We start from the raw sequence: 12,692 nt of genomic DNA, 5'->3' as shown, positions 1-12,692 counted from the left end.
TAATAAAAAGTTATTTCCGTAAAATTTTTTGAGCTATGAGGGCTCAAAATTTTCCAGAATAACTTTTTAACTTACACAGTTAGTGAAACACTACCTTCTACAGCCACTTTCACTCTAAAACCATCAATTGTCGACGATATTTATATTTCTGATTTTACAGAAGTCCCCACCATATTTCATCCCAATGAAGTTTCAAAAAAAATTAAATCAACATTATTAAAACAGTATATTAGTAATGATTTATCAAAGCCAATGAGAAGATATGATTCTGAATTGGATTATATTCCTACTCAATTTATTTGTGAGTTTATAAAGATTTTCACTGGAGTTCAAGGAATTAAATTTAGAAGTTCAGTTCATATTACAGGTAACAATTTAGTTATTTTCAATCAAGAATTAATGGAATGTATTTCTGTTAAAAAAGTTAAAATCAATCAATTAAATATACGCTCACGGGAAGTATAAATTATATTAAAATATATATGATGATTGGCTTTAGTATAGATAAGCAAAGCCAATCATTTTGATTTTAAGCCACTTTCAGGCACTCATCACTATTACACCATAATTCAGTCTTAAAACTCGGCAAAATACCGCTAGAATAGCTTAAAAATAGTTTCTGCACCAGAGATTCCAGAACAGGAAACCAACTCTGTGTAGTACAGAAAGAATCATGTATTGTCCAAAGTGGCATATCAGGATTTGTTTCTGCAATTTGTTTCGTAATAGTATCAATCACACAATCAGATTCAACCTGTTGCAAAAGTCTGGGAAACAGTTTGAATGAATCCTTTTCATTGGAAGTCATTTTAAAAACCTCGATACACTCACATAGCAAAGGAAAATGTTGTTTGAATATGAGATATTCTTTTGACGGTCTTTTTAGCGGAGTATAAAGAATCTGTAATGTAAGTTTTTTCATCAAATCTCGTTTAGTCGCGAACTTACACAATTCTGCTTTACCAGTGTTTGAATCATAAAATTTCTTTCTAAACTTACCATCATAATCAGGTTTAATATCTGCAAAAAATGGCATTAAAAATTCATAAAATTCGCCTGTCAGCACCGCCTTTTTCAACGGAACGAATTCCTCTTGAAACGCCTTACTGAACATAATTTGTTGTAATTTCTGCAACATAGTACCTATATTACTATTTCCAAACACTTTACTCATAATCTCAATAATCTTACTATTACTCAAACTTTCCAATACTAAAACCATAAAATATGGTTGTGAGTTCTTAATATCCAAACTTTGAATGTTTTCGCTATGATATGTCAAATATGGGCGGAATTTAGACGGCATATTGGTTAAATTAGTATGAAGTCTGTTATCCGAATCAGGTCTGCGGGAAATACGGAAACATTGTTCTTTCAGCATCAATGCAGAGTGCCAGTATTTGTATGCTTTAGCAATTACTGGATTTAGTCTGGTGTAACTCAAACTGTACTTATTGTAGCAGAACTCAGATGATAAATCATCATTCAAGCGGTCAAAATCAAGGAACAGTCCATCATCAAACCATCTAGCAAGATGCGGACAGTCTTTATTACTTACATTTTCTTTCAATAGATTTTTAACTAGAAACTTATCCGTCATTTCAAATATTGAAAAATCCAGACATTCAACACCTTCCAAATTAATATTTTTCCAATTGTATCGATAACGTGCGCAGAAGCGACCTTTTGAATATTTTTTTTTCTCCAGAATACCAATCTGTACAAAATATTCAAAATATTTATTATAATTGGAATCTTTCTTTTTTAATCGTTGAGAATCCATAGGAATAAACCCATATTGATAAGCTTTATCTTTTTTATAAGCAGGAATACTGATAACTAAACTCAGGAAATACAGCGCATTATTCATTTTAAATTCTTTGAATGGTGTTTCCTCCTGAACTTTTCCCTGAAGATAATTTACTATGATTGTAGGAAGTACTACCTTCCATTGGTAACCTTCATGGTAAAAAGCTGATGCGTTGATACTGCGATTTGATTTTTTACTTTTGTATTGTTTCATTTTGTTGTTGTTGTTTCTAAAAAAAAGCACAGCAATGGCTATCACAGTAGATTTACTGTGCCTTTAAGTTTTGTTATAAAAGATTTTTAGGTATGGTTTTTATGCAGGGTTGCGGTTAGTAGTAAAAAGATTCTACTCCTGCATAGTAATGATATTAAAAAGGTAATTCCCCGATAATAGGTTTTACAATACAAGGATTGTCAAGATATAGCTTACCGTCTAACATGCAACCTCCTTTTTCATATTGAGAATGACTTTTACTTATGGTTGGATCATTAGGATCGGGATTAGATCTTACGTCTCCCCATTGCTTAAAGAAAAAAGGGACATTCTGATCTTCGCAATTTTTCTTGATTTTAAGTACCCAATCTTTTTTCATGGGTCTTATCTTACCCGAGCCACTCTCACCGCCGACGATTACCCAATCAATTCCAGCCAAATTAAGATCTGGCAATTCTTCAATTAATGGTTCTATTGAAAGAAACTTGTTTTTTGCACCACATTTTCTCAAACTGTCAATTTTTCTCACACTAACCACACTCCCCACAGAAACACCCATCCAAATGTTATTACTCCAATAAAGTTGATCGGAAAGCTTAACCAAATTAGCATCTCTTTTAGTCAATATTTGATATGTATGTGGAGTATTATTCATTACTTCAAATACTTTTTTAAGAAATCCCAGACTACAATCTTTGTGAAAAAGATCTGACATGCTATTAACAAAAATTACGGTTGGCTTTTTCCACTTAATAAAAGGTTGCTTTAATGTGTAATTATGTTCAACAAAAGTATCAAAGCCATGTATATACTTTGGATCTAGCTTTTCTTGAAGTTTGTCAGTGAATGTTTTAGCATAACAATTTTCACATTCTTTAGAAAAAATTGTACATCCTGTGGTAGGATTCCATGTGTGTTTTGTCCACTTTATTAATGATTTTTTCATAATATTTTAAATACAGACATACCAATAGCCCCCTTATGTAATTTTACTAAGGTTTTGTCTGCTTGTTTAAGATTGATTTAAGGGGTATTTAACAGTTTTACAGTTCAGTTTAAGATATCTATTACTGCGCTATAAAACAAGGAATTTAAGGTTGTTACTGTGTTTTGTGCGACATAATAAGAAAAAGATTTCTTTACTCGATCAATTATTTCCTTTGAGTCTTGACAAAACTTTATCTTTAGAATAGTAAACAATTTTACCTAATTTGGTAGGTATTAAAATCCCCTGCACTTTCCAATTGTGAAGTGTTGTATAACTAACATTTAAAAGTTCCGATGTTTCTTTGCGAGTATAAACCTGTTTCTCATCTTTTGATGTTTGTTCAACCTGTATTTGGTTGACTACTTTGCGAACCACTTGTTCAAAGTCTTGCATAAGTTCTTCTTTAGTGATTTGGAATAGTAGTGTGTTATTATTGTTATTTGTAGTATTCATATTGTAGATTTTTAATTATTAGACATAAAAAAAGGGAACCCTTTTGAGGTTCCCTGATTGTTTCGCCCAATTTCGGGCATAAAAAAGACCCAACTTAAAAAGTTAGGTCTGTATATTGTTGTTTGATTTAATTTCGTTGATGTTTGGATATAATTATCCTATAGTATTTAATTCGTTCGCTGTTTTTAATGGTTTGGACTCCATCTATCAAAATTGTATTTGTTATGAAGACATAATTATCCTAAGAAAAATAATCCGTCATTTGGTGAGGTTGAGGTTCCGAGGTCTTCAAAATGTGGTACTTTTTACACAGACACTATACAGATAATCATTTTCTGCATATTTTACAATCCGCGCTCTTATTTTAATTTCGGAGGCTCCCGAAATCATCAAAAAAGTGATAATACAATTTTGGCATCACTGTTATCATTTCAATACTGAAACGAACAGCTACTTAATGAATTGTTAAAGATACCTTTGCTGAATACGAAAACTGATATGATTATGCTTCGATTTCCGATTCAATTGCAAATTTATAGCTTTTTTCCTGATTAACAAAATTTTAACAAATTTTAACTTTTACTAATTCTCTTTACTTTCTTGTTTTTCTCCTGCTCCGCCCAGTATTGCTCCAGCTTTTCCGCATGTTCCCTTTTGGATGTTTTGACATAATCCAGGAACTGGCTGTGCGACTTATGCCCTGTAATTGCCATAATGGTTTTATCATCCAGTTTTCCGTAATGGTTTGATACGAAAGACCTACGGCAGGTATGTGATGCAATGAGTTTATGTTTTGGATAATAACCTTTCTCCTTTCGGTTGGTTTCGGGATTTTTCAATCCTCCTAAAATCACTTCATCAATTCCGACTAACTCACATAACTCCTTGACATACAAGTTAAACTTTTGGTCGCTGATCTCTGGTAATATCCCCTCCCTTTTCTCGATAATTTGTTTTAATTGCGGATGGATGGGAATTTCAATAAAACTGTTAGTTTTCTCGATTTCTACGATCTTAATTCTGTTATTGGAAATATCAAAGCTGTTGATTCGTTTCAAATCCGAGATTCTAAGTCCCGTCCATAGCCCTGTAATGAACAAATCTCTGACTTTATCCAGTCTGTCATTATCTGACAGGTCGTAGTTAAAGATTCGTTCTATTTCGTCCTCATTCAGGTAGGTATCAATGGTTTCATCTTTTTTGATAGTAAATCGGTCACTGCTCAATTCAGGATTAATTTTAACGCCTTTTGCAACAGATGCATTCAAAACCTGCTTTATTTGTTTGATGGATTTGTTGATGGTGGTATTGCCATATTTGCTTACTTCCTTATGATAACGGATGAACTCGTTGCAGAAATCCAGATCAACATCCAAGATTCGTAACTTTTTGCCGAAATACTCTTCAACCTGCTGGATATGCTTTTTAGTGTACTCAAACCTCGTTATCGTCTTTTCTGCCAACGGTTCGCCTGTAACGGTGTTGATTTTGTTTTTTGCATCGGCGATATACTGGTCGAAAAGCGGGATAACAAAAAATTTAGGATCGTTTTCTCCGTCTGGTCGTTCGTGAAACTCATTGATAATTTTATGTAACCAAATCGGAGTGATGGCATGACCTTTCGGAAAATCTTCGACAAACCTTTCATACACCAATTTTTTCAATTTCTCCGTTTTCGCTTTTACGGAATCATTAGTAATATCTACGCTCCGTGAGCTTCTTTTGCCCTTCGCAATTTTCTTATATTTGAAATCCGCATCAAAAACAAAGATGTTCGTTTTTGCGTTAATATCAATTTTATTGTGATAAAACCGTATATTGAGATTTATAGGTACTTTTTTACTGTAGACTCCGAATTCTATATTTGCCATAAATCGCCTGTTCTAGGGTTGTACAAAGATAATTAATTTTTCCGATTTACTCCCGAATTTACGCTATATTATATTAAATTCGGTTGTATTCATTTTAATTCAAATAAGTAAAAAAGCCCATTATCTGGGCTTTTAATGATTCATCTAAAAACAGCTAAATTCAATGGTTAAACCCTGTGGGTCTACAAACAATAAAATAACCATCTAATTCTTAGATGGTTATTTTATTTTCAGACAATGAATTTCTTTTTATATACACTGATAGAAATTTTCACCTTTCCTCTTCATATGATGCTCAGTCCAGACAATTCGATTTCGCTGTTTTGTTTCATTTTTTAAGATTAAACTAAGCCTTTTTAAATATTCATAATTTCCTGATTCATTCATTATAAGATAAGCAGGTCTGTTAGGATTAACTTCCGTTATGGTAAATACCTGATTATCAATAAAATTTACTCCTTTACAAAAATGATTTCTTCCATCTGGTAATTGTATTACGACTTAATTTAAAATGCACTGCAGTCTGTATATTATTCAATTTATTTTCCTTCTGATAGTGAAGAATCTCCAAAACAGTTCTTTTATCATACGATCTCAATTTTTGATTAGCGATTTCATTATCTGTTTCAAATAAAAGTCTATTGAGCTTAATCACATCAAGAATACTCATATATTCTTTATTTAAAATATTGCTGCACAACTCAATTTTACCTGGATATTTAGCAAGCACCATGTCTTGGTATATTTTTTTATAATTGGGTCCTTTTATCATAATTTCCTATTTAAATTTCCTAAAACTTAATTCGTCCAAATCGCTTTACCATTTTTACATTTTCTACAATCTCATTATTGAAACAGATGATGATATAGGTTTTCATACCTATCCAATTTGAATTCAAATAATAAGTCCATACATCAGCAGGATAATGATTAAATTCACTTCCAAATTCTGACAATACTTCTTTTTTACTCAGTCCTATTAACTTTTGCAACTCATTCAATTTCATATTATGATATTTTTAGACTATTAAGTTGATGAGACAAGGAATTCTCATTCGAAAATAAGCCCGGGTAATAGTTCCGGGCTTATGATCTTTGAATATATAATATATAGATTATAATATGAGATTATTTAACAAACCATTGCAAGTATCTACCTTCTCCACTATTAAAAGAATGTGGCCTTAGGCTTGTGTAAGAACACGTTTGCGTAGCAAAGCTGTTATCATCTGTAGTACATTTTCCAAATAGGTGATTCCCTTCAACTTCACCAAAGAATCCGAATAAATTATTAAATGATGATGCATTTATTGAAGTACCGTCAGGTGCAGTTATCGTACCCGCAATACGTCCTCCTGCATCCCAGTGAGAAGTATAACCAGAATTAATATACGGGCAAACTCTCCCTGCTGTCGCAACATTATTGTAAGTAGCATTATTGGTACGGGCATCATAAACATATCCGAAGATTTTACCTGTAGTTGGAACAATTGGATGCTCGCAAGTTGATGCAACATTCGCGATATAATCATACCCTGTTGTTGGTTTTGCATTGAAAAAATTACCATTTCCCCAGCTATCATTCATATTAGTTGGATTATTGGTGATTTGAACCCTATAGTCGCCCAGAGTTGCACTTTTAGAGTTTTGCATTGCTGTAAGAGGTATTCTGTAGTTAGTATAATTCATAACCCCTGCAGCAGTTGTAACAACATTCTGTGGTGAGTTCGCAGAAAGTGCTACAGCACCTGAGTTCGCGCCAATATACATACTATTAGCCGTTCCGTAAAGACCACCACCTGTATAAGCGGTTTTTTCAGAGTATGACCACAGCAAAGTATACCCTCCATGAGTCATATCACAATAGGTTTTAATAGGTGTAACATCTGCAGAACCAGTCTTGATCCAGTATTCCCCATCCGTTCTTTTACCAAGATTGTAAATATCTAAACATCTGTCTGCCGGATCTGCAAAAGTACCTTTGGTAGTATCAAATGTTACAGAAAATGTACAGGTTTGTGAATTGGCACCATTCGTTGTAAAAGTATAAGTAAATACACCTGCACTTGTTGGAGTTCCTGAACCGTGAAGCGTTATTGAAGTACTTCCTGTTGTGATTGTTTCTGTATCGGTAAAATTGACACCGTTATTAGATGAACTAATAATGGTTACCTGTCCTCCTGTATCTACGTTAGATAAAGGTATTGTCACCGTATTGGTATTATAATCCAAAACAGTTTGTGCATTATAGGTTCCGTTTACAACTGCGCTACCACAGGTGATACCATAACTGATTTGTGAGCCGCTTACCGCTACAGTTACAGATGTACATGAAGTGTCAATAGTTCCATCATATTCAAAAGATATGGTATCCGTCTGAGGTCCTGCACTAGGAGCTCCTGAGCCAGACAAGGAAATGGTAAAAGTTCCGGCATTCGGAAATACTCCTGTCTTTTCAAAATAATAGCCATTGGTTGTTTTTGCAATTATATGGTAGGTTCCGGCTGTTGCAACTGTAACCGGCATCGTGATGTAATTATTTACATTAAGGGAAGTACCTTGAGTATAAGTTCCAAAAACCTTTATTTTGCTGCAGTCTACGGTATAAACAGCAGGTTTATATGTTCCGCAAAGACTTAACCAGGTGGCATTAGTGGCTTGATAGTAATTATAACACTTTTCATCAGTATTATAAATAGTTAACCCATCTTCAGTAGCTGCCAACCCGGTAATAGCATTTCTTTGAGCAGTTGTAAGACGGGTTAGCAAAGTTCCTGTATTTTTATCTTTAGAAACAATGTCAAGCGCAGATTTGCTATTGGGACTAGTTGTATTGATTCCAACTTGAGCATATGCTTGAAAAGGAACGATCATCATTATGAAAATGAATAATATATATTTTTTCATTTTTTGTTTTTTTGTTTTTATTTAAATTACTTCGTTACGGTCCGAAGACCAGATTCTTAAGATACTATTCCCAGTATAAGGAGGTGGCCTTGATAATGACATCTTTTCTTTGTCAAATGAATTTTGCATTTTAATTATAATATATTGTATTATTAAGATTGGTTATAAAAAGACAAATTCAGAAATATAAAATAGTGGCATTTACATTTGTATGGATTTATACTTTCCATTACCTGTTTCCAGAATAATACAGCATCAGGACCCAGATAATAAATTAAATAAATCACACTGAAATAATTAAAATTATAATCATTTATTAATTATTTAAACTTAATTTTAAATTAACCTTAATAAAACAACAATAAACAAATAATTTAATTAAAATAATTTTCAAAATATTTTTTAATGTTTATATCTTTGCATTATAATTTTTCAAAACAAATATTTTCGAAAGACATATACAGGTGCAAATGTAGGATGAAAAACAAATCAAATAAAGGCAATACAAATCAAAAACCTTAAAATAACTTAAATTACACAAAACCCTATTATTCAACATACTACAAAAAGCATTTACTAGTAAATAACTTTCAAAATAACAAAATGACTGCAAAAAAAAATATAATTGATAGCATTGAGAGGTTGAAAAAAGAATTATTAGATAAATATATATTGTTAATGATTACTCTATTTATTATCTATGTTTCCATTTTCTATTTTTATTTATACAATAAAATAGTTATCATATATTTACTAAGCGGAATATGCTTTCTATCCTATGGTTATATTATTGTAAGAAGAAGATATTCAATAAACTCAATTGTACATACTTATTTAATACTAGCTCCTTTATATAATATTTATATTATACTTTTTTTTTGGAAAAGTTCTGTTGCCAGCTTATGTTGGCTTATCCCCATCCCTTTAGGATCAAATATCTTCTTTCAGAAAAAACAAACAATAATTTATACCGGATATTTACTATTTTTAGTCATTATCATTTATATCATTGCTGAAAATTTTTCTTTTAATTTTCAGCAATATTCACAATCACAAATAATTGTTACCGATGTCTTACTTTTTATGTCCAATATTTTGATAGTATGCCTATTAGTATATTATAAGGATTTAATAAGAAAACAGGAAATAAAATTAGAACTGGAAGAAAGCAGACTGAATAGCTCATCTTACAAAGCAAAAGTTAGAGAGAGACAGGTGATCAATAATGATATAGATCTTGATGCTTTGGAAAATATTTTCAGCAGGATTGATGAGAGCATGGAAAAAAACTTATTCTTCAAGGACAGCAAATTTAATCTGTCCTCATTAAGCGCTGCTTTACATACTAACCATCATTATATTTCAAAAGCAATCCGAAATAAAGGATATTCTAATTTTAACAGCTATATCAATAATTACAGAGTAAATTATATTAAAAAATTATTAGACGAAGTTGACTTACAAAAGACAACATTGATGTATATTTATACTGAATCAGGTTTTTCTAACCAATCCACATTTAATCGTGTCTTTAAACAAATTGAAGGCATTACTCCTTCCGATTATATTCAAAAGAAAATGAATGAAATCAAAAAATAATTACCATTAGATATAAACACACCATAAATCATTAATTTACAAACCAATAAAATTTAAATGATTTTACTGAAATTGATTTACGTGCATATTTTCTGATTGATCCGGGATCCTATCTTTGCAGATAGAAATAATTTAACTTCTGGTGGTGAATCTGTAAGCTGCCTGCATTTTCAAATTTTATTATTATATGTTTCCGGAAAGAACTATATTAAAACATCAGTTCTCTCCGGTTTTCATGAAATAAAACTTAAGATATGGATTCAAGGGAAATAATTAATACATACGCAACTTCTATTTTGGAATATTTCTTTATAGCAAGTTTTTTTTATATCATTTGTTATAAAATATTCGGTCGTGTACTGAAAGAGTCCAAGATTCAAAAGAAAAATTTAAATAGCAGTGACATTCGAAGAGAAATCATAAATTCACTGCTGTCTACATTTGTTATGACTGTAACAATTGTTACAGTTATAAATACTGATTTGGTAAAATACACCCAATGGTATACAGATATCAATCAATATTCATGGTGGTGGATTCCGGGGGCTTTTATTATGGGCTTAATAATTCATGATACTTATTTTTATTGGCTGCACAGATTGCTTCATATAAAACGTATTTTTAAATACGCACATCTGACACACCATAAATCCACAAATCCAACCCCGTACGCATCCTATTCGTTCCATTTTTTAGAAGCAATTGGAGAAGCATGTATTGTCCCCATCATCATAGTTCTGCTCCCATTTCATCCTATAAGTTTATTATTATTCCTTGTCTCTTCTTTATTTATCAACGCCTATGGACATTTAGGGTATGAAATTGCTCCAAAGTGGTTAAGAGGGTCTTTTTTATTTACTATAATAACGACCTCAACCTACCATAATCTGCATCATTCTAAATTTAAAGGAAATTATGGATTATATTTTAGGTTTTGGGATAAAATGTTAGGTACAGAATATCCAAACTATGAAAATATGTACGATGAAATTCAAAATAGGAGATTTCCGGATTAACGCCGTTTCAGATCCTTCAAAAAAACTTAATTAATTCATTTTTTAGATTTTTTTAAAAATCTTTTTTTTCACCCTACTTTTCTCCGATGCTATCAGTTAAAAAACAGTAATAGTATCGGAGTTTTTTAACATTCCACAAGACTATTTAAAATACTGCTATACTAAGACTTCAATAATCTTTTATTAAAAAAAATATTAAAAACAATAGATCCTTTAATCAAACGTATGAAAATAGATAATAAAAAAAATATAAATAGAATGAGTATTGTCTTACTTTTATTTTCAGTGATTTGCGTAGCCGGCAATATAGTATTCCTTTTTACTCCATTATATCATAAGGCTATCACTTTTGTCTCAATTAGCATACTTGTATTTATAAATTTCTTTATAATCAAAAAAGTGAAATATAGTGAATTAGAAAACTCAGGAGAAATAATTACTATAAAAACCAAACACCTCATTGGCTTCTATAAATTCTATCCACCCATTGAAATCCCGATAGTTTACATACAACAAATTGATATTTTAAGGTATAGCATAAAATCTACAATTTTTATTTGCTTTACTCCTTATCATGGCAATAAAACCAAGGTCTTAAAATATTCATTGATTGGGATAAATAAAAATGAACTGAGAAAATTCAGTTCATCACTCAAAGAATTAAATAAAATTTCCAATTTTAATATTTCTATTTAATCTTTGATAGTGTTATTTCGTAAAAGAGCCATCATCCGAAAATAAAAACTACAATCTGTCAATTCTATTTTTTGAATATTCATTTATTATAGTTGCAACAAAATTTATAATAAAAGCATCTTGTAAAAAATACTTCTTCATTTTGTAATAGTTATTTTCAAGAATAAGTTACATCTATAAATACCAAACAATCAATTATATGAAATCAACTATCGTAACTTACTATAATACAATACATAAGTAATATTAAAGCATTTTACAGATTTTAGTTTAAAATATGTTTTATTGATTTATTCAGACTCATACTTTTGCATCATCCAATAACACCTGTTGAAATATATTTAAATACTGTATTTTACAATTCAGGGGCAGATACTAATAAATAATATTCAGTGTAAAAATGATGAAACTATTAAATATAACTTTTAGAGAATTATTAGATAAACGATTCTAAAAACACAATTCTATCCTGGTAAAGATTCTCATTTTATAAATGTTCAATTTTATCTTTACTGATTCTTCGATGCAGGATCCTTCCCTCAAAAATTAATCAATGCCTGCATCGGAGATGTAAAAAAGTACAATTCATTACATTTCACAACATCAATTAATCTTTAATTAATCATGAAATATAAAAATATTAATATCGGTGAATTAATAAAAAAAAGAGTTCAATATTTAGGTATACATTCAGACCGGATATGTTCTTTCATGAAAATAAGTGAAAAAGAAATTGAAAATATGTATCATGATAAAAATATAGATACTGATATACTTTTAAAATGGAGTAAGTTACTTGAATATGATTTTTTCAGAATATATAGCCAGCACTTAATTCTATATGCTCCTCAAACCTCTGTAAAAAAGCATTCCTTAAAAGAAGGACTTCCTAAATTCCGTAAAAATATATACACCAAAGAATTAATAGATTTCATTTTAGACCTAATAAAAAGTGGAAAAAAAACAAGAAGTGAAATTATAAATGAATACCAAATACCTAAAACAACTTTATATAAATGGATTACGAAAGACGTTACGTTTAACAATGATCAAAATTAATTAGTTCTCCTGAAATTAATGCAAATACATTCCTTATAATCAATAAGAAAGGCAGCCATAAAAGCTGCCTTTCTCTATTT

The 12,692-nt window shown here is 30.7% G+C and carries 12 protein-coding genes; 5 read left to right on the top strand and 7 right to left on the bottom strand.

Annotated elements, in window-relative coordinates; all coding sequences use genetic code 11:
• The first annotated feature begins 252 nt into the window (after positions 1-252).
• Positions 253-465, top strand: a complete 213-nt coding sequence (locus tag BW946_RS21650) for an RES domain-containing protein (protein WP_228402509.1) — start codon at positions 253-255, stop codon at positions 463-465.
• 64 nt (positions 466-529) lie between these two features.
• Here the strand turns inward: BW946_RS21650 and BW946_RS09280 are convergent, their stop codons facing one another.
• The 7 genes from BW946_RS09280 to BW946_RS09250 form a co-directional block, all read right to left on the bottom strand.
• Positions 530-2,023: a hypothetical protein gene (locus BW946_RS09280; protein ID WP_076595908.1), complete on the bottom strand. Its 1,494-nt coding sequence runs from the start codon at positions 2,021-2,023 to the stop codon at positions 530-532.
• A gap of 154 nt (positions 2,024-2,177) precedes the next feature.
• Complete coding sequence (locus BW946_RS09275; RefSeq protein WP_076595907.1) at positions 2,178-2,969, bottom strand: DUF5131 family protein; 792 nt, start codon at positions 2,967-2,969, stop codon at positions 2,178-2,180.
• A gap of 201 nt (positions 2,970-3,170) precedes the next feature.
• Entirely contained in the window at positions 3,171-3,464 is a 294-nt protein-coding gene (locus BW946_RS09270; RefSeq protein ID WP_076595906.1) for a helix-turn-helix domain-containing protein, read from the bottom strand.
• A 572-nt stretch (positions 3,465-4,036) separates the two neighbouring features.
• Positions 4,037-5,335 (bottom strand): phage integrase SAM-like domain-containing protein, encoded by a 1,299-nt coding sequence (locus BW946_RS09265; protein ID WP_076595905.1) that lies wholly within the window; start codon positions 5,333-5,335, stop codon positions 4,037-4,039.
• 460 nt (positions 5,336-5,795) lie between these two features.
• Positions 5,796-6,107, bottom strand: a complete 312-nt coding sequence (locus tag BW946_RS09260) for a transposase (RefSeq protein WP_076595904.1) — start codon at positions 6,105-6,107, stop codon at positions 5,796-5,798.
• Positions 6,108-6,126: 19 nt separating this feature from the next.
• Positions 6,127-6,327: a hypothetical protein gene (locus tag BW946_RS09255; RefSeq protein WP_139325989.1), complete on the bottom strand. Its 201-nt coding sequence runs from the start codon at positions 6,325-6,327 to the stop codon at positions 6,127-6,129.
• Between the two features lie 136 nt (positions 6,328-6,463).
• Positions 6,464-8,242 carry a fibrinogen-like YCDxxxxGGGW domain-containing protein gene (locus BW946_RS09250; RefSeq protein WP_139325988.1) on the bottom strand — a complete coding sequence of 593 codons (1,779 nt, stop codon included), beginning with the start codon at positions 8,240-8,242 and terminating at the stop codon, positions 6,464-6,466.
• A 603-nt stretch (positions 8,243-8,845) separates the two neighbouring features.
• Between BW946_RS09250 and BW946_RS09245 the strand changes: the two genes are divergently transcribed.
• The 4 genes from BW946_RS09245 to BW946_RS09230 all read left to right on the top strand — a co-directional run bounded on the left by BW946_RS09245 (position 8,846) and on the right by BW946_RS09230 (position 12,612).
• A complete protein-coding gene (locus BW946_RS09245) occupies positions 8,846-9,841 on the top strand; it encodes a helix-turn-helix domain-containing protein (RefSeq protein ID WP_076595901.1) in 996 nt (331 codons plus the stop codon).
• 254 nt (positions 9,842-10,095) lie between these two features.
• Positions 10,096-10,857 (top strand): sterol desaturase family protein, encoded by a 762-nt coding sequence (locus BW946_RS09240; protein ID WP_076595900.1) that lies wholly within the window; start codon positions 10,096-10,098, stop codon positions 10,855-10,857.
• Positions 10,858-11,082: 225 nt separating this feature from the next.
• Entirely contained in the window at positions 11,083-11,553 is a 471-nt protein-coding gene (locus BW946_RS09235) for a hypothetical protein (protein WP_076595899.1), read from the top strand.
• 624 nt (positions 11,554-12,177) lie between these two features.
• Positions 12,178-12,612 carry a transposase gene (locus tag BW946_RS09230; protein ID WP_076595898.1) on the top strand — a complete coding sequence of 145 codons (435 nt, stop codon included), beginning with the start codon at positions 12,178-12,180 and terminating at the stop codon, positions 12,610-12,612.
• The last annotated feature ends 80 nt before the right edge of the window (positions 12,613-12,692 follow it).

The sequence above is a fragment of the Chryseobacterium sp. RU33C genome (genome assembly GCF_900156015.1).
GTDB classification, from domain to species: domain Bacteria; phylum Bacteroidota; class Bacteroidia; order Flavobacteriales; family Weeksellaceae; genus Chryseobacterium; species Chryseobacterium candidae.
The sequence above is the reverse complement of the archived record's forward strand: the minus strand, read 5'-3'. Positions and strand labels throughout refer to the sequence as shown.

Coding starts and splice junctions, on each gene's coding strand:
- BW946_RS09270 (WP_076595906.1), bottom strand. CDS start 3,464: ATGAATACTACAAATAACAATAATAACACACTACTATTCCAAATCACT.
- BW946_RS09245 (WP_076595901.1), top strand. CDS start 8,846: ATGACTGCAAAAAAAAATATAATTGATAGCATTGAGAGGTTGAAAAAA.
- BW946_RS21650 (WP_228402509.1), top strand. CDS start 253: ATGAGAAGATATGATTCTGAATTGGATTATATTCCTACTCAATTTATT.
- BW946_RS09280 (WP_076595908.1), bottom strand. CDS start 2,023: ATGAAACAATACAAAAGTAAAAAATCAAATCGCAGTATCAACGCATCA.
- BW946_RS09260 (WP_076595904.1), bottom strand. CDS start 6,107: ATGATAAAAGGACCCAATTATAAAAAAATATACCAAGACATGGTGCTT.
- BW946_RS09265 (WP_076595905.1), bottom strand. CDS start 5,335: ATGGCAAATATAGAATTCGGAGTCTACAGTAAAAAAGTACCTATAAAT.
- BW946_RS09235 (WP_076595899.1), top strand. CDS start 11,083: ATGAAAATAGATAATAAAAAAAATATAAATAGAATGAGTATTGTCTTA.
- BW946_RS09250 (WP_139325988.1), bottom strand. CDS start 8,242: ATGAAAAAATATATATTATTCATTTTCATAATGATGATCGTTCCTTTT.
- BW946_RS09275 (WP_076595907.1), bottom strand. CDS start 2,969: ATGAAAAAATCATTAATAAAGTGGACAAAACACACATGGAATCCTACC.
- BW946_RS09240 (WP_076595900.1), top strand. CDS start 10,096: ATGGATTCAAGGGAAATAATTAATACATACGCAACTTCTATTTTGGAA.
- BW946_RS09230 (WP_076595898.1), top strand. CDS start 12,178: ATGAAATATAAAAATATTAATATCGGTGAATTAATAAAAAAAAGAGTT.